General features: G+C 40.7%; 22 protein-coding genes. 11 read left to right on the forward strand and 11 right to left on the reverse strand.

Annotation, left to right across the window (positions count from 1 at the left end):
• Window positions 1-312: 312 nt before the first annotated feature.
• The 5 genes from CWB76_RS14800 to CWB76_RS14820 form a co-directional block, all read right to left on the reverse strand.
• Complete coding sequence (locus tag CWB76_RS14800) at window positions 313-3,450, reverse strand: efflux RND transporter permease subunit (protein WP_138608671.1); 3,138 nt, start codon at window positions 3,448-3,450, stop codon at window positions 313-315.
• Window positions 3,451-3,458: 8 nt separating this feature from the next.
• Complete coding sequence (locus CWB76_RS14805) at window positions 3,459-4,688, reverse strand: efflux RND transporter periplasmic adaptor subunit (RefSeq protein WP_138608673.1); 1,230 nt, start codon at window positions 4,686-4,688, stop codon at window positions 3,459-3,461.
• Window positions 4,685-5,938, reverse strand: a complete 1,254-nt coding sequence (locus CWB76_RS14810) for a TolC family protein (RefSeq protein WP_138608674.1) — start codon at window positions 5,936-5,938, stop codon at window positions 4,685-4,687. The genes CWB76_RS14805 and CWB76_RS14810 overlap by 4 nt, the downstream gene beginning before the upstream one ends.
• A gap of 172 nt (window positions 5,939-6,110) precedes the next feature.
• Window positions 6,111-6,425: a hypothetical protein gene (locus CWB76_RS14815; RefSeq protein ID WP_138608676.1), complete on the reverse strand. Its 315-nt coding sequence runs from the start codon at window positions 6,423-6,425 to the stop codon at window positions 6,111-6,113.
• Between the two features lie 188 nt (window positions 6,426-6,613).
• A complete protein-coding gene (locus tag CWB76_RS14820) occupies window positions 6,614-7,759 on the reverse strand; it encodes an iron-containing alcohol dehydrogenase (RefSeq protein WP_138608678.1) in 1,146 nt (381 codons plus the stop codon).
• Between the two features lie 185 nt (window positions 7,760-7,944).
• On the opposite strand from CWB76_RS14820, the gene CWB76_RS14825 reads away from it, so the two are divergent.
• Complete coding sequence (locus CWB76_RS14825; RefSeq protein WP_138608680.1) at window positions 7,945-8,823, forward strand: AraC family transcriptional regulator; 879 nt, start codon at window positions 7,945-7,947, stop codon at window positions 8,821-8,823.
• Between the two features lie 157 nt (window positions 8,824-8,980).
• Window positions 8,981-10,546, forward strand: a complete 1,566-nt coding sequence (locus tag CWB76_RS14830; protein WP_249363184.1) for a sensor domain-containing diguanylate cyclase — start codon at window positions 8,981-8,983, stop codon at window positions 10,544-10,546.
• Between the two features lie 52 nt (window positions 10,547-10,598).
• On the opposite strand, the gene CWB76_RS14835 is transcribed toward CWB76_RS14830, so the two are convergent.
• On the reverse strand, window positions 10,599-11,018 hold the full coding sequence (locus CWB76_RS14835; RefSeq protein ID WP_138608683.1) for a VOC family protein: 420 nt from the start codon (window positions 11,016-11,018) through the stop codon (window positions 10,599-10,601).
• Window positions 11,019-11,234: 216 nt separating this feature from the next.
• On the opposite strand from CWB76_RS14835, the gene CWB76_RS14840 reads away from it, so the two are divergent.
• The 3 genes from CWB76_RS14840 to CWB76_RS14850 all read left to right on the forward strand — a co-directional run bounded on the left by CWB76_RS14840 (window position 11,235) and on the right by CWB76_RS14850 (window position 14,317).
• Window positions 11,235-11,603: a hypothetical protein gene (locus CWB76_RS14840; protein ID WP_171039642.1), complete on the forward strand. Its 369-nt coding sequence runs from the start codon at window positions 11,235-11,237 to the stop codon at window positions 11,601-11,603.
• Window positions 11,600-11,983 (forward strand): hypothetical protein, encoded by a 384-nt coding sequence (locus tag CWB76_RS14845; protein ID WP_010387586.1) that lies wholly within the window; start codon window positions 11,600-11,602, stop codon window positions 11,981-11,983. The genes CWB76_RS14840 and CWB76_RS14845 overlap by 4 nt, the downstream gene beginning before the upstream one ends.
• A gap of 144 nt (window positions 11,984-12,127) precedes the next feature.
• Window positions 12,128-14,317: a fasciclin domain-containing protein gene (locus tag CWB76_RS14850; RefSeq protein ID WP_138608685.1), complete on the forward strand. Its 2,190-nt coding sequence runs from the start codon at window positions 12,128-12,130 to the stop codon at window positions 14,315-14,317.
• 69 nt (window positions 14,318-14,386) lie between these two features.
• Here CWB76_RS14850 and CWB76_RS14855 read toward each other — a convergent pair whose 3' ends face one another.
• Together CWB76_RS14855 and CWB76_RS14860 are read right to left on the reverse strand one after the other, a co-directional pair.
• Entirely contained in the window at window positions 14,387-15,211 is an 825-nt protein-coding gene (locus CWB76_RS14855; RefSeq protein ID WP_138608687.1) for a sterol desaturase family protein, read from the reverse strand.
• Window positions 15,208-15,651, reverse strand: a complete 444-nt coding sequence (locus CWB76_RS14860; RefSeq protein WP_138608689.1) for an SRPBCC family protein — start codon at window positions 15,649-15,651, stop codon at window positions 15,208-15,210. Before CWB76_RS14860 ends, CWB76_RS14855 begins: the two co-directional genes overlap by 4 nt.
• A gap of 96 nt (window positions 15,652-15,747) precedes the next feature.
• Here CWB76_RS14860 and CWB76_RS14865 point away from each other — a divergent pair, with 96 nt between their 5' ends.
• Window positions 15,748-16,746 (forward strand): AraC family transcriptional regulator, encoded by a 999-nt coding sequence (locus CWB76_RS14865; RefSeq protein WP_138608691.1) that lies wholly within the window; start codon window positions 15,748-15,750, stop codon window positions 16,744-16,746.
• Between the two features lie 94 nt (window positions 16,747-16,840).
• Window positions 16,841-17,602: a substrate-binding periplasmic protein gene (locus CWB76_RS14870; RefSeq protein ID WP_138608693.1), complete on the forward strand. Its 762-nt coding sequence runs from the start codon at window positions 16,841-16,843 to the stop codon at window positions 17,600-17,602.
• Here the strand turns inward: CWB76_RS14870 and CWB76_RS14875 are convergent.
• Complete coding sequence (locus CWB76_RS14875; protein ID WP_010387575.1) at window positions 17,599-18,009, reverse strand: nucleotide triphosphate diphosphatase NUDT15; 411 nt, start codon at window positions 18,007-18,009, stop codon at window positions 17,599-17,601. The two genes, CWB76_RS14870 and CWB76_RS14875, sit on opposite strands and share 4 nt — an antisense overlap.
• A 195-nt stretch (window positions 18,010-18,204) precedes the next feature.
• Here CWB76_RS14875 and CWB76_RS14880 point away from each other — a divergent pair, with 195 nt between their 5' ends.
• Together CWB76_RS14880 and CWB76_RS14885 are read left to right on the forward strand one after the other, a co-directional pair.
• Complete coding sequence (locus CWB76_RS14880; protein ID WP_138608695.1) at window positions 18,205-20,094, forward strand: acetate--CoA ligase; 1,890 nt, start codon at window positions 18,205-18,207, stop codon at window positions 20,092-20,094.
• 93 nt (window positions 20,095-20,187) lie between these two features.
• Window positions 20,188-21,468, forward strand: coding sequence for a mechanosensitive ion channel family protein (locus CWB76_RS14885; RefSeq protein WP_138608697.1), 1,281 nt, complete (start codon window positions 20,188-20,190; stop codon window positions 21,466-21,468).
• A gap of 179 nt (window positions 21,469-21,647) precedes the next feature.
• On the opposite strand, the gene CWB76_RS14890 is transcribed toward CWB76_RS14885, so the two are convergent.
• Window positions 21,648-22,532, reverse strand: coding sequence for a LysR family transcriptional regulator (locus CWB76_RS14890; protein ID WP_138608699.1), 885 nt, complete (start codon window positions 22,530-22,532; stop codon window positions 21,648-21,650).
• A 110-nt stretch (window positions 22,533-22,642) separates the two neighbouring features.
• On the opposite strand from CWB76_RS14890, the gene CWB76_RS14895 reads away from it, so the two are divergent.
• Both CWB76_RS14895 and CWB76_RS14900 read left to right on the forward strand, forming a co-directional pair.
• Window positions 22,643-23,785 (forward strand): alkene reductase, encoded by a 1,143-nt coding sequence (locus CWB76_RS14895; protein ID WP_138608701.1) that lies wholly within the window; start codon window positions 22,643-22,645, stop codon window positions 23,783-23,785.
• 256 nt (window positions 23,786-24,041) lie between these two features.
• Window positions 24,042-25,229 (forward strand): GGDEF domain-containing protein, encoded by a 1,188-nt coding sequence (locus CWB76_RS14900; protein ID WP_249363185.1) that lies wholly within the window; start codon window positions 24,042-24,044, stop codon window positions 25,227-25,229.
• 65 nt (window positions 25,230-25,294) lie between these two features.
• Here the strand turns inward: CWB76_RS14900 and CWB76_RS14905 are convergent, their stop codons facing one another.
• Window positions 25,295-25,822 (reverse strand): hypothetical protein, encoded by a 528-nt coding sequence (locus CWB76_RS14905; RefSeq protein ID WP_138608705.1) that lies wholly within the window; start codon window positions 25,820-25,822, stop codon window positions 25,295-25,297.
• Window positions 25,823-26,079 lie beyond the last annotated feature (257 nt).

Genomic DNA, 26,079 nt, shown 5'->3' on the forward strand with positions numbered 1-26,079 from the left:
GCACAATAAATTAACCGTTTTTTGCCGTATATAGATCAGAGTTTAACTAGGGTCTGTTGACCTTTCAAGGTTAAATTTGCAGCAGTCTGTTTGGTATTTAGGCAAGGCAGAGCCTATGTGGTGTGGTTATTCCCCATAAATAGGCGATAACGCAGCATCAATGCCAAACAGGCGCTGCCCTAAGGGTTCTGCCTAGGGGCGATTTACTCTTTGTTGCTCGGTTTTTACTTAGCCCACTAGGTTACAAACCTCGCGCCGCGATTAAACAGCCCCTAGTTTGAACAAATTTCAATCCGCAAAGTTCAACAGACCCTAAGCTGTTTGCTGCTTTTTAAATTTTGCATGCACTAATTTATAAAGTGCTGGTAAAATTAGCAACGTGAGCAAAGTGGATGACATAATTCCACCTACCACCACGGTTGCCAAAGGCCGTTGTATTTCAGCGCCGGTACCGGTATTTAGCGCCATAGGTATAAAGCCTAAACTTGCCACAAGCGCGGTCATTAGCACTGGGCGTAATCGCTGCAATGCCCCGCTATGTATTGCATGGTATAAGCTTAATCCCTCATTTCGTAACTGCTTAATAAACGACAACATCACTACACCGTTTAATACCGCAACACCACTTAGCGCAATAAACCCCACACCCGCTGAAATAGAAAGCGGCATATCTCGTAGCAATAATGCCAATACCCCACCAGTTAGTGCCAGTGGTACGCCACTGAATATAATGAGTGAATCACGCAGCGATCCAAAAGCACTATAAAGTAAGCCAAAAATAAGCAATAAAGTAACAGGCACTACCAACGACAAACGCTTACTCGCCGATTGTAATTGCTCAAACGTACCGCCGTATTCAAGCCAATAACCGCTGGGTAGGTTAAGTTGTGCATTCATAGTCGCTTGGGCATCTCTTACAAAGCTGGCTAAATCGCGTCCTGTTACATTAGCTGTTACTACCACATTGCGCTTGCCGCTTTCGCGATTTATTTGATTAGGGCCTTTTTCAATACTGATTGTAGCCACTTCTCCAAGCGGTACAAATGCAAGTTCAGGGTTACTACTTTGAGGTAACGCAATAGGTAAACGCGCGAGTGCAGAGACATTTTCAGACCAACGCTTATCTAAGCGTACTAATAACGAAAAGCGCTTATCACCCTCATAAATTAGCCCTGTTTGCACCCCACCAACAGCAGCGGCAAGGGTTTGTTGAATGTCGTTTACGGTTAATCCTAATAGCGCCATATGGTCTCGCATTGGGGTAACAGAAAGTGTGGGCAAGCCCTCCATTTGCTCTAAACGAACATCAGTAGCACCGGTAATATTTCGCATTAAACCAGTGGCTTTTTCGCCAAACTGTTTAAGTATGGCTAAATCGTCACCGTAAATACGCAGCGCTACATCGGCACGCACACCGGCAATTAACTCGTTAAAGCGCATTTCTATAGGCTGGGTAAATTCATAGTTATTACCCGGTACCTCATTCACACGATGACGAATTTGCTGCACTAACGCGTCTTTACTTAGTGACGGATCAGGCCATTGCTCACGCGGCTTTAACATTAAAAAAGTGTCGGCAACGTTAGGTGGCATAGGATCGCTGGCGACATCTGCTGTGCCAATCTTTGAAAATACGTTCGCAATTTCAGGCTGCTCTAATAAAGCCTGCTCCAACTGCTTTTGCATTTGCACCGATTGTTCAATACCGGTGCCAGTAATACGCAACGCATGCATTGCAATGTCACCTTCATCTAGCTGCGGTAAGAATTCGGCGCCCATATTTTTAACTTTAAAGCCAAGCACTAATACCAAAACAGTGGCAATACTCACCATCAGCCACGGTAATTTAAGCGATAAGTTAAGCAGTGGCTTGTAGATTTTTTTAACGCCACGCATTACTGCGTTTTCGCTTTCATCTACTTTACCACGCACAAATACGGCAATAGCCGCTGGCACAAAGGTGACAGCAAAAATAAGTGCACCTATTAACGCGGCAACCACGGTAAACGCCATAGGCTGAAACATTTTGCCCTCAACACCACTGAGCGCAAATAGCGGTAAATACACCAACATAATAATTAAAATACCAAATACTGCGGGGCTAAACACTTCTTTGGTGGCTGAAGTTACAACCTCTAAACGCTCACTGAGTGTAAGTAAGCGGCCATGTTTATGTTGAGCCATCCCTAATTGACGAAGGCAGTTTTCAACCACAATCACCGCGCCATCAACAATTAATCCAAAATCGATTGCACCTAAGCTCATTAAGTTACCCGAGACTCGATTGCTCACCATGCCTGTAATAGCAAATAGCATACTTAGCGGAATAACCATGGCAGTAATAAGCGCACCAGTGATATTCCCAAGCAATAACAATAAAATGACGATGACCAATACAGCCCCTTCAAACAGGTTTTTTTGTACTGTGGCGATGGTTTTATCAACCAGATTGGTGCGGTCATAAACAGGCTCAACGATAACCCCTGCAGGTAAACTTTTTTGTACTTGTATAAGCTTATCAGCCATGGCTTTAGCAACCACACGGCTATTTTCACCAATTAGCATCATCGCCGTGCCTAATACGGTTTCCTCGCCATTATAGGTAGCCGCGCCAGTTCTGAGCTCTTTTCCTAAGTATACATTTGCCACGTCTTTAATTCGCACGGGAGCATCATCACGCTTGGCGATAACGGTGTTTGCTATATCTGCTAATGTTTTTAGTTGCCCAGGGGAGCGCACTAAATATTGGCCGTCAAAGCGCTCTATATAACCGGCGCCGCGGTTGCTGTTATTAAGCTCAAGTGCACTAATAACATCCTTGATTGTCAGCTTATAAGCAATAAGCTTTTCTGGTATGGGTGCAACTTGGTACTGGCGCTCAAAGCCACCTTGGCTGTTTATTTCGGTTACGCCTTTTACTTTTAAAAGCTGCGAACGAATAACCCAGTCTTGTAAAGTACGTAAATCTTCGGCGCTGTAAGGCATACCATCACTTTTTAACGCATCGGGTTTTGCATGAACGCTATAGGTAAATATTTCACCTAAACCACTGGCAATAGGTCCAAGATTTGGCTCAACATTATTAGGTAAATCAGCACGAATACTTTGAATACGCTCTCCAATTTGTTGACGCGCCCAATAAATATCGGTGCCTTCATCAAAAATAATGGTTACTTGAGAAAGCCCATAGCGAGAAAGCGAACGGGTATAGTCAAGCTTAGGAATACCTGCCATCGCCGTTTCGACTAAGTAAGTAATACGCTGCTCTACTTCAAGCGGCGTAAAACCAGGCGCTTTAGAATTAATTTGCACCTGTACATTGGTAATATCGGGTACAGCATCTACCGCTAAGTTTTGGATGTTATACACACCAAACCCAGCAAATAAAAATATCAGTGCCAGTACCATCATCCGGCGTTTAACCGCAAAAGAAACAATCCAGTTAATCATGGTACCTCCTAGTGAGCGTGACTTGCGCCGCTTTTTAAAATATCGGCTTTGATCACATAGCTATTGGTTGTGACGTACTCGCTTCCTGGGCTTAAACCCGCGATGACTTCAACCCAATCGCTACTTTTTGCGCCTAAAGTAACAGGGCGTACTTCAAATACACTATTTTTACGCACAAACACACTCGCCATACCGTTAAACTCTTGAATAGCCTCAGGCTTTACACGCACGCGGGCATTAACTTTATCGATACTGACATCACTATTAACATGCATACCTGGACGCCAATGACCATCTGGGTTATTAAGCTCAATACGGGCACGTGCAATGTGCCCGCCAGTCATCATAGGTGCTATAAAAAACACCTTACCTTGGGCATTTAAATGATGATGTAAATCGTAAACGATAGCGCTTTGACCAATGGCTAGATTTTCGATGTTTTCAGGAAAGGCTGAGAGCTCAACCCATACTTTATCAAGGTTCACGACTTGCATTAGCGCACGAGTACTTGCCAGTTCGCCACGCTTTAAATATTGCTCGGTTACCACACCGCTAATAGGACTTTTAATACTGTAGTTTTGCAAAGTTTCTCGATTGGTGACGCTGGCTAATACATCGCCTTTTTGAACGGTTTGACCAATACTGACAAAAATATCGCTGATCAATCCGGTATATGGCGCCATAATTTCTACTGTGCCATGCTGTGTCGGTGTAATAACACCGAACAGCGTGTCGGAAATATCAACCTCGCCGCTTTGTGCTATTTCCGTTTTAATGCCCGCGCCTTTAATTGCTCGCTCGCTAAGCACAGTTTGGCCTTCGTGCTGAGAGTACTCAAAGCTGACGCGTTCACCTTTATAATTAGCAGTAATCAAAAGCTCAAACGAATGTGGCTCATTTATAGGTTGCATGCTAACAAGGTAGCCATTCTCACGGGTAAATTGTATTTTTTGCGGCGCTTCTACTAAGCGTTTTAAGTTTATTTCTATACTTAAATCGTTTATATCTACCGGCTGTTTTTGCTCATAACCATATACGCGCAGCTCAACTTTACCTGCCAATTCTTGCAGCTTTAACTCAAGAGTGAGCTTTTCGTTGGTTAATAAAAAGCCGCCGTGTGGACCTTGTTTTTGGGTTTGCTCTGTTTGCCCATGCTCTGCTGAGGCAAATACATGTGTGCTTGTTAAGCTAGCTACAAACGAGAGAAATACTAATAATGCGATAAAAGTGTTGTTCATGATTGAAAAGTCTCAGTTAAAGATTGGCCAGTTAAACGCTCAAGTGCGAGGTGGGTCTGATATAACGCTGCATATGTGTTAATCAACGCGCGTTTAGAGTCAAAAAGGGCTTGTTGAGCATCAAGTAATTGCAACACCGAAATTTGTCCGCGTTGATAGCTTTTTAAGCTTTGCTCAATGAGTGTTTGGGCTTGGGGAATAACTTGCCCAGATAACAACTGTGCCTGTAACGTCTTACCTTGGTAATAGGCGTACAAAGTACGAACTTGCTGACGTAATTGAACCCGTAACTGTCCTTGCTGCTCACGTAACAATGCCAACTGACTATTAGCCGCTTCAATATTACCGCTATTTGAGTTACTCAATTGCAACGGCATTGAAAACGAAAACAGCAACGAACTGGTATTGTTTTGCTGGTTGTAGCTCACGCCTGCACCTACATTAATGTCACTTTCCCCATTGGCTTTTTGCAGCGTTAAGTTAGCCGCTTGCTGTAAGTATTGCTGCTGTAACATAGCAAAATCAGGGGCTTGGTTAACCGCATTGAGTAACGCTTGCTCAGATTTAAGCTGTATTAGGGTAGTCATATTTCCTGCTAAATCCGTGTAGCCATGTTGCTCACTCCACAGTTCATTGAGCGATAAACGTGCTCGCTCAAATTCGCTATTTAGCTTCGCTTTATCAAGCTCAACTTGGCTTAGTGCATAACGCATACGGGTTACATCTGCTTGCGATACAGCGCCGGCATCAGCTCGCTGCTTTATTGCTTTAAGTGCTTGGCTTACAACCTGATGCCGCTCGCCATTTAGAGAAAGTAAAGTTTGAAATTTAAGCGCCTCGTAATAGCGCTCACCAGTGGTTGCTAATAAGGCTAAGCGAGTATTTTGATACTGTATTGCTTGGGCTTTAATGTTTGCCGTAGCGTAATTTATGCGGCTTTGGCGTTTATCTCCAAGCTCTATAAGCTGGCTAAATGCCAAGGTTATTTCAGCACCTTGCACACCACGCGCCTCGTTTGTTCCTAGCAGGTTTTCAGCCTCTACATTTAAGACAGGATTAGGCGAAAGTGCCGCTTGAGATTTAAGCGCGCTAAGTATTTTTTGATGATAAGGGTAGCGTTTTAATAACGGATTTTGTTGCTCGGTATTTATCAACGCGTGTTTTAGGGTTAACGTTTTAACATTTGCAAACGCACTAAAAGCAGGCAGCGCGCACAGCATCGCCACCAGCATAATTGGTTTTTTATTCATATAGCTTATCCGTTTTTAATCAACAGAGTTCACTTGCAAACCATTTACAACCTACGCAAAAAATAGCGACAGTGTAAAATGCTCAGCAATCTAAAAATGCCTATAACAGCCCATTAAACGCTTACGCGTAGGCAGCTAAAAGCACAACAATCAATTGAAATTAGATTAAAAACTAGCTAAATAAATTCGGTGGCGGTACGTCTGGTGGATAATGTAAGCCGTGATAGCATGTCGCTAAAGTTGGTTTACTTTTCTCGGGAGTTATTGAGTGATTTGAGCTGTGGCTATAACCACTGTGGCAATGCTGGTGAGCATGTATTTCTGTTGTTGGGGCATTATCGCTATCATCAGCAGATGAACCTAGTTGCGATAATGAGCTATTTACGTGGTCAACGTCTTCTTGTAAATGGTACGCGGCGCCGTCACAGCTTATAAAGCTATGCACAAGCACAAGTAACATTACAATTAAAAAACGATTTGAACGCACAGCTAAACGAATTCCCTATTGAAACACACGATTAGATAAGCTCATTACTCATCTAAATATTATTTTCTTCAATACTGTACCTGAAAACATCAAAAAAAGTAATGCAGCAAAATAAAATTTTATTTCATTCAATCTTATTTTGCTGCAAAAAGCCGCTAACCAATGTTAGCGGTCAATATTAACCGTTATTAAGCAACCGCTTGCTCTAAAATTTCACGGCTTTCTTTTAACGTAATAGCTTGGTTTTCACCAAGGGCAACCATGCCATGCGCTTCAAGCTTGCCAATAATATTATCAATGGCAGCCGCTTTGTCATCACCATGCTCAGTAAGCTCAGTGGCTACATTAAGACTGTGGTAAAACGCTTCAATCGCTTGAATTGTTTGCTCTGCTAAATCGTCTGTTTGTGCAAGACCAAATACGTTTTTACCCATTTGTTCTAGTTTTGCTTTTTTAACTGCAAATTGATTTCGCAGTAAAGAAGGCTGAACAATAGCCAGTGAACGGGCATGATCAACGCCGTAAGCAGCTGTAAGCTCATGGCCAATCATGTGGGTTGCCCAATCTTGTGATACGCCAGAACCAATTAAGCCGTTAAGTGCTTGGTTTGCAGCCCACATAAGGTTTGCACGCCATGCATCGTCTTGGCTTTCAAAGTTATCACCCAATGTTTTAAGCGCTTTTAACAGTGCCTCTGCGTAACCTTCTTGAACAAGTGCACCTTCTGGGAATGTTAGGTACTGCTCACACGTATGTACCCATGCATCTACTAAACCATTAACAAGCTGGCGCTGCGGTAATGTTTTCATTACATCAGGGTCCATAATGGCAAATTTTGGTAATACTTCTGGAGATGCAAACGGTAGTTTTTGCTTCGTTGCTTCTTTGCTTACCACCGAGTTTTGGTTAGATTCAGAACCTGTAGCTGGTAGCGTTAATACGGCACCAATTGGTAATGCACTGGTAATTGTATGCTTACCAGTAGGAATATCCCAACCTTCGCCATCATATACAGCTGATGCTGCAATGTATTTAACGCCGTCAATTACAGAGCCGCCGCCTACACCTAAAACGAAGTCGATACCTTGTTCTTTACAAATTTTTACTGCTTGGTCTAGCACTTCAATTGTTGGGTTGGCACCTACGCCCGAAAACTCTACCCAATCAAAACCTTCAAGTGCTGCTGCAACTTGGTCGTATACGCCGTTCTTTTTAATAGAACCGCCACCGTACACAACTAATACTTTTTGATCTTTTGCGATCAAATCAGTAAGTGCGGCAATTTGTTGCTGACCAAATTGAATTAAAGTGGGATTTACGTAGCTAAATTTCATTATTTTGCTCCTAAAGGGGACGGTTAATTACTAAGCACCTTATCAATTCTTAAATAAATAAAGTGTTGATGGATGCATAATAATGGCATAGTACATATATAAAAAGTCTAATAACTGCCAAAAGCTTGCCTAAAACTATCAGCGTTGTTATTTTACGCCAAATACCATTAATTTAAGCCGCCCTTATGACGACCATCGCCACTTTGTTACAACAATACGCAGAGCATAATAAGTTGCTCAGCTTTGAAGGTACCATGGAAACAATTATTCCAGGGGTGTACTTTCATCGCGCCACCAAAAGCTCAGCGCGTCAGCCGCTTATTTATAATTCAGGTATTATTATTGTTGGCCAAGGACATAAAATTATTCACTTCCCTGAGCATCAAATACAATATGGTGCAGGCGATTATTTAGTACTGGGAGTGCCCGTACCACTAGAATGTGAAGCGTTTACTGATAACGATTTACCAGTAATGGGTATAGCAATTGATATAAACCCAGCCATGCTGCACAAACTGGTTAACCAAATGATGCAACATAATCCTATTTCAACACCGTTGACACAAAGCGGTGCCGTCCAAAGTGCCGCTTTAGATATGGCCATGGAGCAAGTCACTCATCGACTGTTAACAGCATTAAACAATCCGCTTGAGGCTGAGATATTTGGTCGCGATATAGTTAAAGAATTAGTATATAGAGTACTATGTGGCCCTCAAGGGCATACCTTAATTGGGCTTGCAATGCATGATGGCCATTACGCGCGCATAGCGCGTACTTTATCAACATTACACAGCGATTACGCAAACCCTATTACCGTAGAGCACTTAGCTGAAGAAGTTAATATGAGTGTGTCATCTTTTCATCGTGCGTTTAAACAAGTTACGTTTGAATCCCCTTTGCAGTATTTAAAAAAAGTACGCTTAGCAAAAGCAAAAGAATTAATAACCACCTCTGGCAGTAAAGCTAACGAGGCCGCATTTAAAGTAGGCTATACTAGTGCTTCACAATTTAGCCGTGAGTTTAAACGACACTTCAATAAAACCCCCAGTGAAATACATGTGTGATTAAAAGTAACCCATTTTTGTACTAAATCATTATTTAAATACTTTATTCCTAGTAAAGCCTACCTGCTTTGTTAGTATGGTTTAGAGTATTCACCCTTTTAGTAGCAATGAATTTTACGATAAAAACAAGAGGTTTTTGAGCATGTTAAGCGCACTTATGATTAGATTTAGCATTTTTATATGCGCTTGTACTATGCTGTTTAGTAGCGTTACTTATGCGCAAGAGCATTGCCAGCTCAATGAAAGAGCAACAACCACATCGGTGTCTTTATCCAAAGAAGTTGTCTCAAATATTAAGCTTAAAAACGGTATCAATCATCTCGAATTAAGCTGTAACTTAAACCAAGGTGGGGTATTTTCTTTTACTCGCCCTGCACTTACAGACTTTTCGTGGCAGCAAAATTCAGTATATAAAACACCTTTAAAAGCCAATCAGATGGCAATTTTAATGGACCCAGGCGTTTTTACTGCACAGCTTACAGTTACTACCTCAGCAGCTTATACCCCACGCTTTAAGTGGTCAGATACACAACCGTTTGTCGAAAAAATACAACGCTATAACCTTATTTTTGGCATTTTTTATGGTCTTTGCGCCACACTTATTTTTTATGCATTAATTATAGGACACGGCATAAAAGACCCTCTTTTTAAACTGTATGGCATTTATATTTTTTGTATCGCTAGTTTTATATTCTTTCAAGAAGGACAGCCTTATTTATTTACACAGCAGTACTACTCTGTGTACGTAAGTCATCTTTACACGTTAAGTATTGGTTTAACTATAGTCAGTGCCACATGGTTTATGAGTGCACTATTAGAGCTACCTAGATACTTTCCAAAGTTAAGCAATACATTAAAAGTTACCGCCTTATGCGTACTGACTTTGTGCTTACAAAAAATAGCGCTCGATCTGCCACTCATAACCAATATTACCTCTGCAGTAACCGGCTATTTATCATTATTTATTGTCATGACTATTTTTATCCTCAGCGCGATACAAACAAAGTACGGTGTCAATGAAGCAAACTTGGTATTTATAGCACTGGCAAGTGTGTTTATTAGTATGACTTTTAGAGTACTACTAACCGATTATAGTCCGTTCATTCAACGCTATGGGTTTGTTATTGCGTTTACAATTGAATCTTTATTACTAGCTATTGCCGTCGGTAGACGAATTCAAAGATTGAGTTATGCAAAAAAACAGGCTGAACGACACGCTAACTTTGATCACTTGTGCCATATATACAATCGTCGTGGGTGGAGCTTAAAAGCAAACGACTTATTGGCAGAGCATAAGCAACGTGGAGGCGTTTTGTGTTTTTTATACATAGATCTAGACCGTTTTAAAGCAATTAATGATACCTATGGCCATGATGTAGGCGACAAAGTACTGTGCAAAGTTGCAGAGTCACTTGGTCAACACATGCGCAGTGAAGATGCTGTTGGCCGCTTAGGAGGCGATGAATTTGTAGCCATGGCATTATTTAATAGCAACGAAAAAATTAACCAGCGAGTTAACACCCTAGAACAACAATTAAACCAGTTAACTATAGAGCATCAGGGCCATACCATTTCCATTTACGCCAGTGTTGGGCAAACTAGCTATACTCAGCCACCTGATAACTTAGACACAGTTTTAAAAGCGGGTGATGAAGCGATGTATAAACAGAAATTGCAAAGAAAGGCAAAGCAGGCTGAAAAAATGGTGGGAACCGCAATTTAAAGGCAAAAAACATGAGCTAGTCAGTAAGACTAGCTCAGCTATAATAGCTAGCTTAATCCTTTTTAAACAGTACCTCAGGATTAACCATGGTTTTCATTTCGAGCACGTTACCGTTGGGATCTTCAATAAAAAACGTTTCTTGTTCAAACTCATCACCAACAAAACGACGGTAAGGTTTATCTAAATATTCAAGGCCGGCATCAGCAATGCGTTGCTTAAGTCCTTGAAACTCACTTTCTGATAAATGAATACCGAAGTGTGGTACAGCCACTGCGCCCATATCAACGTCGTGACGTACCGTAGGTAAACGCTCAACGCTTTGATGCAGAGTTAACTCGTTGCCCCAAAAATCAATGTCTACCCATCGTCCTGCTTCACTATTGCCGGTTTTACAGCCGAGTACGTCACAGTAAAACGTTTTCGCTTTTTCAAGATCGCCAGCGGGGATAGCCAGATGTAAACAGTTAGACATAAATTACCTTAGGTTATAACTTTTAATATATGAAATATGCCGCATTATACATAATTTGCAATTTATAGAACATCAACACTGTTATTTTTAGTTATTCATTGCATATCGATAATTTTCAACAATAATTCACCTTTTAACAATGGTGTATCGATTTTAGTCTTAAATATCAGTTTTTAACTATTAAAGCTAAAACTGATACATTATGATGTGCGCGCCATGACTAAATTCATACTTTTAAAATTCATCACCTTTTTTATCGGCTGCTTGTCGTGTTTTTTAATGCATACCACATTCGCATTGCCTATTGTTGTATCTGCCGGTTTAACGGGGCTTATCGGTTCATTTATTCCATTCCCTGCAGATTACAAAAACCATCCCTATTCAGCTATTTATGCAGGCAGTTTTGCCGGTATGTGCTCCACTAGTTTAATTAATGAATACTGGGAAATTGCGATTATTTCTGCCATTGGTGCTGTTTTATACACACTCACCATTAATGTATTTACGGGGTTTGGCGGACGATTAGGTAGCATTGCATTTGCTAGCGTCGCCTTATTTGTTTTGGCCAAGGAGTTAGTAATATGACGCTTATTTATCCGCTGCTTGCTTTGCTAGGGGCGTTTTTAACCTTTTACTTGGCTAAACATAATCGCTTTGATGGGATCCGAGCCTCTGCAGCCCTATCCATTATTGCCTATTTGATTTTTGCGCAGCTGAGCCTTAACGCTGAGCTATATAGCATCGTTTTTTTTGGCGGCACATTTATTGGAATGAGTGCTCCCCACCGTTTTGGTGTGTATACGCTTGCCAGTTCAGCAATTATATTTTCACTGTTTTTTGCCTATCTAGTGCCTATTCTTGATGGTTTTGGTGGTGCTTTGGGGATTAGTGCATTTTTATCCGTATGTATTTGCCACGTATTTATTTTACTTGGCGCACCACGCAGTAAAAAAACTAAAATTTAAACGTTTTCTTGAATAAAAATTCAATAAAATCTTACACCTATTAAATTGTATAAAAATAACCCATGTTTTTTTGATCAACACTGTTAATAGCTTCGTAGTATTCACAAAGCTGTAACACTGTAACATTCGATTAAAGGAACAATTATGAATAAAGTATTTAAGCTCGGTGCTATCATACTTCCCTTGTTACTTATTCAAGGCTGTAGTAGTGATGACGATAACAACGCTCCAGTAACTGTAGACCCACAACCTGCCGTCTCAGTCTTTGACGCCGCACAGGACTCTGAAGAGTTCACCACTCTTGTTGCAGCACTAGAAGCAACCGGTCTAGATGAAACTCTCGATGATTTAACTACCAGCTATACTGTATTTGCCCCTACCGATGATGCATTCGCATTATTAGGCGAAGAGACCATTAATAGCTTATTAGCTGATACAGACACCCTAAGTTCTATTTTAACTTACCATGTGATCGCTGGCAGAGTAGACGCGCAAACAGCTATTGGCTTAGCGGGTACCACTGTTGAGACAGTCAATGGACAAAACATTGCTTTATCTTTAAATGGTGAGAATTTATTAGTAAATACCAGCACAGTTACAATGACCGACATTGTGACCGACAACGGAATCATTCATGTTATTGACGCGGTGCTCACACCAAAAACAGTGCCAGAAACAGCACCAACTAATAATATCATTGAAACAGCTCAACAAGCTGGCAATTTTAGTACATTACTTGCAGCTCTTGATGCTGCATCCCTTACTTCAGCACTTGCCGATGAATCATCAGAATTTACCGTATTTGCCCCTACGGATGCTGCATTCGAGGCAATTGGTAGCAACTTTTTAAACACGTTACTGGCTAACCCCACCGTTTTAGCCGATATTTTGAAGCAGCATGTACTTGTAGGATCAGTTGATTCTGTTACTGCAATGTCTCTTAACGGTCAATCAGCAGAAACGCTACTTGGCAATACCCTTCCAGTGGCGATAAACGCAGAAACAAACATGCTATCGTTAGGCGGAGCAAACATTGTAGTTAAAGATATTATGACCAATAACGGTGTCATTCATGTGATCGATTCGGTTATTATTTCTGATGTTACTTTACCTCAAAGTACCAATACAATTGCTGATATAGCGAGCGCTGATGGTAATTTTACGACACTTCTAGCTGCTTTAACGGCAACAGGGTTAGATACACTAGTTGCCGATCCAGATAATACTTTTAGTGTATTTGCACCTACAGACGCTGCATTTGCTGCACTCGGACAGGATACAATTAATGCGCTACTAGCTGATACAGATACGCTTCGTGATATTTTGCTGTACCATGTTTTTTCTGACGCGACAGTTTTATCAGATGACGCAGTAAGTATTGCCAATAGCAACAGCAACAAGATAGAAATGGCCAATGGCGACATGGCTGCTATTTCTTATGTAGACAGCTCACTATTTATCAATGATTCGGCAATCACAGAGGCAAATGTAATCGCTAGTAACGGCGTGATTCATGTATTAAACAAAGTAATTATGCCACCGGCTGAAGTTGGTACCCCGACTAAAACAATTGCTACAGTGGCTACTGAAACACCTGCACTATCTACTTTAGTCACTGCACTACAAGCAGCATCACTAGTAGATACCTTTAACGACACCACTCAATCATTTTCGGTATTTGCACCGACAAATGCTGCATTTAGCAAAATCCCTACCGCTGATTTAGAGGCTTTATTGGCTGACACGACTGCATTGACAGGTGTGCTAACTCAACATGTTTTAGGCGCTCAAGTGGGCAGTACTGATGCATTTGCAGCCAATGGTAAAACGGTGACCACGCTTGCTGATAACATGCTAAGCGTAAACGTTGTAGACTTTACCAGCACAGCAAACACAGCAACAGATAGCATTGCTTATGATTCAACTGATAGTCGTTTAGTAACGGGTATGGCTGATGCTATGCCAGGCAAAACAGTTTATGTGTTCGACAATGATTTAGGCGAGGCAATGAGCACGTGTGAAGCAGCTTGTGCAACAACGTGGCCACCGGTTCTTGGTACTGCAGCATCAATTGAAAATGTACCCGGTTTATCGTTAATTGCTCGCTCAGATGACAGCATGCAAGTCGCCTACCTTGGCCGCCCTTTATATACCTTCTCCGGTGATACGGCAGCAGGTCAGAATAATGGCCAAGCTGTGAACGATATTTGGTGGCAAGTAAGCTTACCAGCTACATCACTACAAGTAGCGGGTAGCAATGTAACAACCACTGATATTTATACCAGTAATGGCGTTGTTCACTTAATTGATACAGTGATCACAACGGCCAAATAAACTAAGTTTTACTGTGAGATAAGGCAGGAGTGATGCTATTTACTCCTGGCTTTTTTATAAAAAATAGGCTTACTTATTAATACCTTGGGAGCTTGTTGGGTAACCAAAGACTACTTTTAACTTTGCTTTTAATCCCTTTGCTCTGTAGGTACTTTTAAAGAGATGCTGCCACTGATGAAAGGTAATTTTAATCGGGTTATTACTGTGTAGTTGGCCAATAATTCCGTATTTACAAGGCTTGCTTTCATCCTCTTCTACATAAGTGCCAAATAACTTATCCCAAACAATTAGTACCCCTGCAAAGTTTTTATCTAAGTAGCCACTGTTAATAGCATGATGAACCCGATGATGTGATGGAGTATTAAATACGCTTTCAAACCAACCCAGCTTTTTTACCACTTGGGTGTGAACAAAAAATTGATACGCTAAATTAAGGGCAACTACGGCAAAAACAATCACAGGTTCAAAACCAAGTAATATCATTGGCATCCAAAACAGCCACATGCCCGCAAGCGGATACATTAAACTTTGTCTAAAGGCAGTAGTAAAATTCATTCTCGTAGAGCTATGATGTACGACATGCGCTGCCCATAACCAATGTATATGGTGTGATGCACGATGAAACCAATAATATAAAAAATCTTGCAGTACAAAGGCACCTAATATGGTCAGTACCGTCAATTCAATATCAAATAACCGAAACTGATACAGCCAGTAAAAAAACGGCATTAGTACTATTAATGCAATAGCATCAGCACCTTGATGTAATAAAGCCAATAATGCATTGGCTAAACTGTCTTTTATATCGTAGTGACGCCTAAATTTAATAAACTCGATAGCAACAAACAGCAAAAAAATAGGGCTCAGTGCGAGTAAAATAATTTCAATGCTCATACAACACGCTCCTGAAAATAACGGGCTATTTTTTTAAGTGCTTGGCTAATATCTTTTTTTATAATAAAAGCCAGTATAAAATCGGGTAACCAAAAAGGTGCAATGCAACTAATATGGTAATTAACCTCAATGAGCGATGGCTCTTCATTAATGGTATTTAAGTAAATATCACCACGATGCTGCGCAACGGGCTTGCTACCTATAATACGGTAACTAATATGACTGTTATCTGCAGCTATTATTTGCTCTTTAAAGGTAGTGCCTTGCATTTTTATTTCTCTAATCGTGCCTTTTCCGCCACTTATTTCACCCGGCTCTTGTGGTGCAAGTAGTGTAAAGTGAGCATTAAAAAATCGGCCTAAATCAGCATGCGCTAATAATACGCTGCGTATTTGCTCCGGCGTTGCTGCCACAGCTCGCTTAACCTTTATTTCTACCATGACCTTCACCCTATTATTTTTATCGATCACTAGCATATAAAAATATGCCGTGGCAAACTTGCGATTAGACGACTATTTTTTAGCTTTAGGCGACAAATGAAAACCTTAGCCGATCATTATTTTTGTAGCTGTTTGGATTATCTTGAAGCCCAAGGCTTAGCTAGCCAAGTGGCTTTAAGCGCTATTGATTTTAACGAGTATACCAATAAAAAGTCACAACAAATGGCGCCACGTATCAGCTTAAAAAGCTATAATGCGCTGCTTGGCTATGCACAACAGGCGTTAAACGATCCCTTATTTGGCTTTGAATTAGGAAAACAAATACGCACCGCTGATTTTGGTGTATTGGGGTATTTAATTGAATCGAGTACTAATTTAGCCAGCGCTATTACTGCACTACTTAATTACGACAGCCTAGTGGCTAATATTGGTCGCGCCAAGTTTGAGCAACAACAAACACTGTGTAAAGTAACTTGGTTAGCCGATCCACAATGTAGTTCACAGGCTGTTTTACGAAATATGACCGCTTGGGTCAGCGTGGTACGCCAACTACTTAATCCTGAGCTTTCACCTAGCTGTGTGTATTTTTCAACACACTTTTCAAACACCGAACAACACAGATTAACTAATTGGTTTAATTGCCCAGTAAAAGCTGGCGCTAGCTTTAATCAAATCGAGTTTCCAAGTAATTACTTAACCCTGCCCTTTAAAACCGATAATAGCCAAATCAACGCAATGCTTAAGCAAATGTCAGAGCAACAGCTATCCCAGTTTAAAAGTCAGCAGTTATTATCAGAAAAAATTAATCATATTTTAATGGCAAAACACGACTTACAAGATTGCTCTTTGCTCAGGACAGCTGCGGCCTTAAATATGACGCCACGCACACTACAGCGCTATCTAAAAAAAGAGCAAACCACGTTTGCCGCGCTGCTTGAAGCAGAGCAAAAACGACGCTTATTAACTTATATTCATCACTATTCGTTAAATAAAATCGCATTTATGCTGGGATTTAACGATCAAAGTTCTTTTAATCGTGCCTTTAAACGCTGGCATCATTGCTCGCCTCGTCAATTTATAAAAAACAGCAAGTAAACAATCTGCTTACTTAAAATATACATTTATCATGTACCTTATTAATGTTTTTCTTTACACTAGCGTTATAGTATTGCTTTAAAGACAATTATTTATGCTTTTGCGTATGGTGTTAACTGTTTTTGTATTGTTTTTTTATAGTGCGTTCTGCAACGCCACCCCTGTTACCTTTATCGCTGAAGATTTACCGCCTTATCATTTTAAAAACCCTCAAGGTGAAGCACAGGGCGCACTGGTCGATATAGCTAAAGCAGTTTTAAATGGCACTGATTTAACAGCAAAGTTTGAAATAATGCCAATGGCTAGAATATTCCAACAGCAACGAGCCAATCCTAATGCCATAATAATGTCACTGCTAAAAACACCAAACAGACATCATCAATATAAGTGGCTAGGTAAAGTCTACTTTGCGGACGCATACCTAGTTAGTTTAAGTAACCACAAAGATGAAGTGATTCATTTAAATTTTGCTAAAGAGTACAAAGTAGCCACTATTCGCGGCTACTCTGCACAAGCTTATTTAGAAACTAAAGGCTTTACTGAAAATGAAAACCTAGTATTAGTCAGTTATTATCAACAGCTCTGGAAAATGCTATATAAAGCTCGTATCGACTTTGTTGTAACCAATACGCTCACACTTGAAAACGAGTTAAAGCGCACCGGGCTCGACCCTAATTTAATTTCAAAACGCATCCACTTAGATGAGTTACCCTCTTCTTTGCACTTTGCAGCCAGTAATCAGCTTGACTCACACACAGCAAAAATTATTAGCGATAGGTTAAATGCCATCAAGGAAAGTGGTGAATATCAGCAAATTTTAAATAAATGGCAACTCCCTATGCCAAAAAACCTTTAATACTCAGCGGGCAAGGTATTCTGTGCTAGATAATTTTTTAATGAGATAAACAAAGGTGCGGGCAAGTCATTAATATCGCACCAACGCCACTGTAAACATTTGTGAGGCTCTTTATTTATAACCTCTCCGCCTTCATAGTCTGCTTGCACATATAAGGTAATATAATGTTTGTTCTCTGCGCTAAAAATATCGTTGGTAAAATCGAGTTTACGAATATTAGTGACATTGAGCCCAGTCTCTTCTACTACTTCACGCACAGCGCATTGCTCAACAGTTTCACCAAATTCTAAATGCCCTCCAGGGGTTGCCCACGTATTTGCGCCATGTGCGCCTATCCGTTCACCGAGTAAAATTTTATTATCATGCATTACTATTACTGCAACGCCTACTCTGACCATTTGATTCATTCTTATATCCATTTACTCTCATTAATTACTGATTCATTTTACATTAGTTGGAACTTTTTAGTTCTATACAATCATCACGTTGGCCAAAAACTAAAAGCATCGCTTACTATTTAACCGACCATAGTCGAATATCACTGCTGATAAAAAGCGCTTAGTTTTAAATTACGTTAGATTATATTTTCCTTAGGAGCCTTTATGTCAGGTGAATACAAACAACATTACAACGAGTTTAAACAAGACCCGGCAGCGTTTTGGTTATCACAAAGTAAGCGACTACCTTGGTACAAGGCTCCAGAAACCGCATACACACAAGATCAAGAAGGACTACACCACTGGTATGCAGACGGCGAACTTAACAGCTGCTTTTTAGCCGTAGATCAACATGTAATCGCTGGGCATGGTAATGAAACAGCGTTAATTTATGATTCACCGGTTACCAATAGCAAACGCAGTTATAGCTATTTACAACTACAGCAAGAGGTCGCTAAATTTGCAGGGGTAATGCAGTCTTTAGGAGTGATTAAAGGCGACCGCGTAGTGATTTACATGCCCATGATCCCCGAAGCCGTAATTGGTATGTTGGCATGTGCCCGAATTGGCGCTATTCATTCTGTTGTGTTTGGCGGTTTTGCAGCGCATGAATTAGCGGTACGGATTGATGACGCCAAGCCCAAATTGGTACTCACTGCCTCTTGCGGTGTAGAAGTAAATACCATAATTGAATACAAAGACTTGCTCGATAACGCGGTTGAAGCTGCTAGCTATAAAGTTGAACACTGTATTATTTATCAGCGTGAGCAAGCCACCGCACCGCTTATGCCCGAACGTGATATTGACTGGGCTGTTGCAATGCAAACAGCCACACCGGTTGATCCCGTTGCGGTCAGTGGCGATCATCCACTTTATATTTTATACACCTCTGGCACAACAGGGACACCTAAAGGTGTGGTGCGTGAAAATGGCGGCCATGCGGTTGCTATGCATTACAGTATGGAAACCGTATACGGCATGAAACCCGGTGACGTATTTTGGGCCGCCTCTGATATTGGCTGGGTAGTGGGTCATTCGTATATTGTGTATGCGCCACTTATGTATCGATGCGCAACTATTTTATTTGAAGGAAAACCGGTTAGAACCCCCGATGCCAGTGCTTTTTGGCGCGTAGTAGAAGAATACAAAGTGAATGCCCTATTTAGTGCCCCCACTGCGTTTCGCGCGATTAAAAAAGAGGATCCCAATGCCGATGGCTTTAAACAATACGATACCTCTAGTCTCAAACGATTATTTTTAGCCGGAGAGCGTTTAGACCCACCTACCTACGATTGGCTCAAAGAAAAAACAGGTTTACCGGTGCTTGATCATTGGTGGCAAACAGAAACGGGCTGGGCAATTGCGTGTAACCCTGTTGGCATTGAACACCTGCCAACAAAAGCAGGAAGCTCAACAGTTGCAACACCTGGGTTTGATGTAAGAATTTTAGATATGAATGGGGATGAATGTGCTCCGAATGAACAAGGCGCGGTTGTTATAAAGCGACCTTTACCACCGGGATGCTTACCGACAATTTGGCAAAATACGGCTCGTTTTAAGGCTGGTTATTTGGCTGAATATGAAGGCTACTATTTATCTGGTGATGGCGGTTATATTGATGACGATGGCTACCTCTTTATTATGGGTCGCACCGATGATGTAATTAATGTCGCAGGGCACCGTCTATCCACCGGTGAAATGGAAGAAATTGTTGCCGCGCACCCAGCTGTGGCTGAATGTGCAGTATTTGGTATTAGTGATGCGTTAAAAGGGCAAAACCCAATGGCGATGGTGGTGCTAAAAAATGATTTTCATGGCTCACATAAAGAGGTAGAACAGCAATTGGTGCAAACCGTGCGTAATCAAATTGGTGCTATTGCGTGCCTTAAAAATATTATGTGTGTAGAGCGATTACCAAAAACCCGTTCTGGCAAAATTTTACGTAAAAACCTGCGGCAGTTAATTGATGGTGAAGAACTGCAAATTCCATCAACCATAGATGATCCAAGTATTTTTGAAGAACTCAGCCAGCAACTCGAGCATGGTAAACTGTAACTACATAATGTAAAAAGTCTTAAATAGACTTTTTACATTGCAGCTGCTTAACTAATAATCAGTAATTAATAATAGCGTCCTTATGGAGTATTAATGACAGGAACACGCGCACAGCTGCGAGATTTTTTACTGCAATGGTTTGGCGATTATTTTCCGGGAAGTCCATTTTTATGGTACGACCTGATTGTATTGGCTTGGATTGCGCTATTTGCATTAATATTACACCTCATCTTAAGACTGGTTTCTCAGCGTTTAGTTAAAAACCGTTTTAGCGAACAAGCTGCGCAACCCGATAGCAAAAGTCCTTTATATTCAGCAAAAAAGCTCGCTCGTAATATCTCATTTGTTTTACAAGGAGCGGTCGTTGTTATTCAAGCGCAACTGTGGGTACCCGAAGGCACCACGTTTTTGTATTTGATTAAAATGATCACCGATCAATGGATCATTTTATTTGCCTTACTTTCGCTATTTTCTTTACTGGATATATTTCAAGCAATTTCCGATAAGCGCCCCTTAAGCGCTCACTTTCCGCTGCGCGGCTTTTTGCAAACAATTAAGCTTATTGCCAGTGTATTAACTGCCATTTTAGCCGTTTCATTGTTAATGAATAAATCACCGTTAATTTTACTAAGCGGCTTAGGCGCTCTGTCTGCGGTGTTATTACTGGTATTTAAAGACGCTATTTTAGGATTAGTAGCAGGTATTCAGCTCTCTGCCAATAATATGCTGGCGGTAGGTGACTGGTTAGAAATGCCTAAGTACGGTGCCGACGGTGATGTTATTGATATTGCGTTAACCACGGTTAAAGTAAGAAATTGGGATAAAACCATTACCACCATTCCTACTTATGCCTTGATCTCCGACTCATTTAAAAATTGGCGCGGTATGTCAGACTCTGGTGGACGCCGGATAAAACGCAGCATTCACCTTGAAATGAGTAGTGTGCACTTTTTAGACGAAGCCGCAGTTGTTGCCCTTAAAAAAGCCGATTTACTAAGTGAGTACCTTGAAAGTACGCTATTGGTTATTGAGGAGCAAAACATCACTAAAAAAGTAGATATGAGCTGCACTTTAAATGGCCGCAGGCTAACTAATGTGGGTACATTTCGTCACTATTTGGTCGCGCTATTAAAACAGCACCCACATATTCATCAAGGTATGACCTTAATGGTAAGGCAATTAGCGCCAACAACCCAAGGTTTACCTATTGAGATTTATGCATTCACCAATACCACTAATTGGGGTGAATATGAAAATATTCAGTCAGATATATTTGATCATATATTAGCGGTTTTACCCGCCTTTTCGTTACGTGCCCATGAAGCACCAACAGGAAGCGATATTCGCCAACTAATTAACCTGAACTCTGGTTAAGAGATTTACTAACATATTGAATCAAAATGATATTTATGTTTATTTTCTCTAGCCAGAGATTTTCAGTGAAAACAAGTCGAAATTACGCGTCAATAGCTAGTCTATTGCAAGTAAATTCAACGCAGTTAGCGCTCAAAATAGCTGCTTGAGATAATAAATCTAGCTCACGCAGAGTCAGTCTAAATACGCTTTAATTGTGCAATAAGCCACTGATGAATATCGCTGTTATTTGAGCGAGGATGCCATGCTGCAATCACCTTAAACGGCGGCGGTAATAATTCAATCTCCAATTGCTTTACCTTACTATTTGGCAATAACCTTGATGGGTAAAACGCAATTAAATCGGTGGTATTGAGTAAATCAGGCACTGATGAAAACCCAGGTACTGACATGACAATATTTCGTTTGTAGCCTTTATCTGCAAACCAGCGATCGTGCGATCCACGTAAGTTTGCTCTAGATGCCGACACCACCAACTGCGGCCGGCTCGCAACCTCAGATAAGCTCAAAGGCTTTGAAGGTGTGGGCGCATGTGCGCCTGCAATACAAATATGTTGTTCTTCAAATAGGGTATCGTAGACTAAATTATCAGGTATAAATTCAACAAAGCTAATCAGTAAATCAAGCTCCCCTGCGCTGATAAGCTGGTTAACGTTATCGGATGCGAAGTCTCGAATAATCAACTTTAAACCTGGCGCTTCACGGCGAGTAATTGCTAATAACTGAGGTAAAAGTGCAGCAATCGCATAGTCCGTAGCACTTATAGTAAAAACGCCTTGATAACTCTGCGGGGAAAACTGTGACGGCACTAATAATGCGTCTAGTTGACTCAGAATTTGATTAATTGATAGTTCAAGCGCCAGCGCTTTTGGCGTTGGCAGCATCGTATTGCCTTGACGAATAAACAGCCTGTCATCAAATAAATCGCGTAATTTTCGCAGCTGCTCACTAATAGCTTGCTGAGTTAGCCCCATTTTTTGCGCAACATGCGATACATTTTTTAATTTGAGTAAAGCGCTTAAAACTCGCAACTGCTTTATATCCAGCCGACCTATACCATTCATAATTGTATCTAAAACAAAAAAGTGTTGTTTCAAATTGTAGCTTTAAATCCCTATGCTCACCAGCATTGTTATAAGCGCTCAGCAGCATAGTTAATTTAAAAGGTATTAAAATGAGTCAACCGAGTAAAAATATCGACAGTTTATTTTCATCCATTAGTTTAGGGCCATATACCCTGAAAAATCGTATTGTTATGCCGCCACTTACCCGCTCACGCAGTACAGTACCTGGCAATATCCCCAACGAAGTAATGGCCACCTATTATGCGCAACGTGCAAGTGCTGGCTTTATGGTTACCGAGGGCACTCAAATTGAACCCAGAGGACAAGGATACGCTTGGACACCCGGTATTCACTCTGCAGAACAAATCGATGGCTGGAGAAAAGTGACTAATGCCGTGCATGCAGAAGGGGGAGTTATTTTTGCCCAGCTTTGGCATGTAGGCCGTGTATCGCATACTAGCCTACAACCAAATGAAGCCAAACCTGTTGCTCCCTCAGCAATAGCAGCTGATAGTGTGAAAGTGTTTATAGAAACAGGGCCAGCTCAAGGCGCTTTAGCCGATCCAAGTGAACCGCAAGCTTTAACAACAAATGAAGTCAAAGAGCTTGTTGGCATGTATGCACAAGCTGCCCGTAATGCGCTAGAGGCTGGGTTTGATGGTGTGGAACTGCATTGTGCTAATGGCTACTTAGTAAACCAATTTATTTCTGAGCATAGTAACCAACGTGAAGATGAATACGGTGGCTCACTGACTAATCGCTTACGCTTTTTAAAAGAGATTGTTGCTGCCGTTAGTGATGTAGTTGGCGCTGAGCGTTTAGGGGTTAGATTTGCGCCGCTATTTAGCAGTACTGATGAAACCCGTGTTTATTTAGGATTAGTAGAATCAGACCCTCAACATACTTATATAGAAGCCATTAAAGTACTTGAGCAAGCGGGTATTGCTTATCTTTCAATTGCTGAAGCCGATTGGGACAATGCCCCAGATTTGCCAGAGCAATTTTACCAAGCGGCACGCGCAGAATTTTCTGGACGTATTATTTACGCAGGTAAATACACAGTTGATAAATCTGTGGCAATGCTAGCTAAAGGTTATGGAGATTTATTTGCTTTTGGTCGCCCTTTTATTGCCAATCCTGATTTACCAGCGCGTATTAAACATAATTGGCCATTAAATGAAGCCGATGCTACTACTATGTATGGTGGCACTGAGCAAGGCTACAGTGATTATCCTCGCTACAAAAACGATTAGCAAAATGGCCATGGATGGCCTCTAAAATTGCTAAAAGCGCGATAATCCACTCTATCTAAATCTCCCAAATAAGTCTTATCACTGTTTTTACCTTATCGAAAATATCATACATTTGGTTAAAAAATGTCGATAAAAGTCATTTAAATTAGTTTTAAAGTATTGTTTTTAAATAATTAACAAGCATTAAAGTAGTAATATTTCTCAATATGAATACAATAAGCCTTTATTTTTTAGACATCGGTCTTTGGAGCATAGGTTGTTAAAATTAGCAGGAGTTAAATCAACTTCTTTGAGCCTTTTAGGTCTATGTGGCTTATTTTTATTATTAGTTCAGTTTCAAGCTCAATGGCAAAGTAAGCTCTCTCTTATTAATAACCTTGTTTATCCATTACTGATTATTACTGCTGTATTTGCTACTCAGTTTAATCGAAGTCGAGTTGCATTACTTTGCGCATTTTGGGTGCTTTATTTATCTTCATTAGACTACGCTTTACCTTGGTCTGACTGGCTCAAAGCGCAACCTGACTGGACCTTATTATGCGCTACAAGTTTATTAATGCTATTGGCAGTTATAAAAGATAGAGCGCTCTTATCAATACACACAGTAACTCGCAGTTTACTCGTTATTGTCTGTGGCGGTACTGCATTTGCTTGGTTAGCACTGAGCCAACACTTGCAAGAACTAACAATACAATCTTCTTTTTATACTCAGCTGCTTCCTTATTTACCCATTGTTTTACCGCTTTCAATAATTGGCGGCTTGCTTATTTGGCAAAGCTTAAGAGCCCATAACCTGACTCAAACCGCCTTATTAATTACTTTTATTGTCTGGTGCCTTAATCAGCAACACATTATTGATTTTCCTTGGTCTGTAATAGCCGTGCTTATGGCTTCTTTGTATTTATTGGCAGTAAGTACAGACTCTTATTATTTAGCCTATAGAGACGATTTAACCAGCTTACCAACGCGGCGAGCACTTAATCAGCTTGCTTTATCATTAGGGCGAAAATACACCGTTGCTATGCTCGACATTGATCACTTTAAAAAATTCAACGATACCTATGGCCACGATATTGGCGACCAAGTTTTAAAGCTAGTGGCGGCTAAAATGACTGGCATTAAAGGGGGTGGCAAAATTTACCGTTATGGTGGAGAAGAATTTACGGTGGTGTTCCCGCGTAAAACAACCGAGCAGTCAATCCCTGAACTAGAAACACTGCGCGAAAATATTGCCACCTACGACATGGTGATCAGAAACCCAAAACGCACCGATAAAAAATCTCGCAAAGGTAAGCAGCCAAGTGACAACAAAACGGTAAACGTGACGGTTTCTATAGGTGTAGCGCAAAGAGTGGCAAAACAAAGCTTTGATGAGGCATTAAAAAATGCCGATTTAGCCCTTTATAGAGCTAAAAAGAAAGGCAGAAATAACGTTAGCGAGTAATCCTTTTAACGTGGCACGCTAACTTAATAATAGCGTGCCCAAAGGCAACTAAATTTAACTACAACTTATTGCTTTTCCAAAACCGCTTTTAAATTATTTAATGCCGATACAGAAAAACCACGGTCGTAAAAGTAAATAATTTTGCCACTCTCATCAAGCAGTATTACACGACTGTTATTAGGGTTTTCGTTGCCAGTAAATGCCTGAACTTTATCGCCATCTTTGTAAATTGTGATCACCCCACCCCACAACTCTTTTGGGATCCCCTTACGCATGCCGCTATCAATTAAGGTACTAAACATACGAGGAACCATGCCCTGAATAGTTGGCAACTCATAGGCCGTAACATCAACTGCAGTCATATCTAAACCAATAAGCCAACGATCAATATCAAACTGGCTATCTTGTTTATAACCAATTAATAGCAACGTATGTGGGTTGTTAAAGTCATCAGGAATAGTGAATGACTGTTGCTCTAAGCTTTCTCCTGTAACAGTGGGAAATTGCTTACCAAGCAGCGCTTGATTTGGATACTGGGTTGAACATCCGCTAACCACTAAAACTATCACCAGCGTCATTATTGCCTTTAACATACCTTTACTCCCTATTTTTAAATAAATCTAAAGTGAACACGTTGACCAATTAATTCGTATGAGACTTACGCTTTAAACAAGGCTTACGATCTATAGTAAATCCCATAATTTGAAGAAAATACAATCATATGAGCTGATTTTTTCAATAATGTGCTCATTCGTTATACTTTAATATTATTACTATATTCCTTTTAATTCTATCCCATAGCGAAAGTGTATTTTGTTAACGTCTTACAAAACGTTAAAGTGCCGCGCTA

Source organism: Pseudoalteromonas sp. S1609, from assembly GCF_005887255.1.
Classification (GTDB): Bacteria; Pseudomonadota; Gammaproteobacteria; order Enterobacterales; family Alteromonadaceae; genus Pseudoalteromonas.

Bases quoted from the DNA above. Each gene is read 5' to 3' on its own strand.
- CWB76_RS14800 (WP_138608671.1), bottom strand. From the start codon at position 3,450: ATGATTAACTGGATTGTTTCTTTTGCGGTTAAACGCCGGATGATGGTA.
- CWB76_RS14805 (WP_138608673.1), bottom strand. From the start codon at position 4,688: ATGAACAACACTTTTATCGCATTATTAGTATTTCTCTCGTTTGTAGCT.
- CWB76_RS14810 (WP_138608674.1), bottom strand. From the start codon at position 5,938: ATGAATAAAAAACCAATTATGCTGGTGGCGATGCTGTGCGCGCTGCCT.
- CWB76_RS14820 (WP_138608678.1), bottom strand. From the start codon at position 7,759: ATGAAATTTAGCTACGTAAATCCCACTTTAATTCAATTTGGTCAGCAA.
- CWB76_RS14825 (WP_138608680.1), top strand. From the start codon at position 7,945: ATGACGACCATCGCCACTTTGTTACAACAATACGCAGAGCATAATAAG.
- CWB76_RS14830 (WP_249363184.1), top strand. From the start codon at position 8,981: ATGATTAGATTTAGCATTTTTATATGCGCTTGTACTATGCTGTTTAGT.
- CWB76_RS14835 (WP_138608683.1), bottom strand. From the start codon at position 11,018: ATGTCTAACTGTTTACATCTGGCTATCCCCGCTGGCGATCTTGAAAAA.
- CWB76_RS14840 (WP_171039642.1), top strand. From the start codon at position 11,235: ATGACTAAATTCATACTTTTAAAATTCATCACCTTTTTTATCGGCTGC.
- CWB76_RS14845 (WP_010387586.1), top strand. From the start codon at position 11,600: ATGACGCTTATTTATCCGCTGCTTGCTTTGCTAGGGGCGTTTTTAACC.
- CWB76_RS14850 (WP_138608685.1), top strand. From the start codon at position 12,128: ATGAATAAAGTATTTAAGCTCGGTGCTATCATACTTCCCTTGTTACTT.
- CWB76_RS14855 (WP_138608687.1), bottom strand. From the start codon at position 15,211: ATGAGCATTGAAATTATTTTACTCGCACTGAGCCCTATTTTTTTGCTG.
- CWB76_RS14860 (WP_138608689.1), bottom strand. From the start codon at position 15,651: ATGGTAGAAATAAAGGTTAAGCGAGCTGTGGCAGCAACGCCGGAGCAA.
- CWB76_RS14865 (WP_138608691.1), top strand. From the start codon at position 15,748: ATGAAAACCTTAGCCGATCATTATTTTTGTAGCTGTTTGGATTATCTT.
- CWB76_RS14870 (WP_138608693.1), top strand. From the start codon at position 16,841: ATGCTTTTGCGTATGGTGTTAACTGTTTTTGTATTGTTTTTTTATAGT.
- CWB76_RS14875 (WP_010387575.1), bottom strand. From the start codon at position 18,009: ATGAATCAAATGGTCAGAGTAGGCGTTGCAGTAATAGTAATGCATGAT.
- CWB76_RS14880 (WP_138608695.1), top strand. From the start codon at position 18,205: ATGTCAGGTGAATACAAACAACATTACAACGAGTTTAAACAAGACCCG.
- CWB76_RS14885 (WP_138608697.1), top strand. From the start codon at position 20,188: ATGACAGGAACACGCGCACAGCTGCGAGATTTTTTACTGCAATGGTTT.
- CWB76_RS14890 (WP_138608699.1), bottom strand. From the start codon at position 22,532: ATGAATGGTATAGGTCGGCTGGATATAAAGCAGTTGCGAGTTTTAAGC.
- CWB76_RS14895 (WP_138608701.1), top strand. From the start codon at position 22,643: ATGAGTCAACCGAGTAAAAATATCGACAGTTTATTTTCATCCATTAGT.
- CWB76_RS14905 (WP_138608705.1), bottom strand. From the start codon at position 25,822: ATGTTAAAGGCAATAATGACGCTGGTGATAGTTTTAGTGGTTAGCGGA.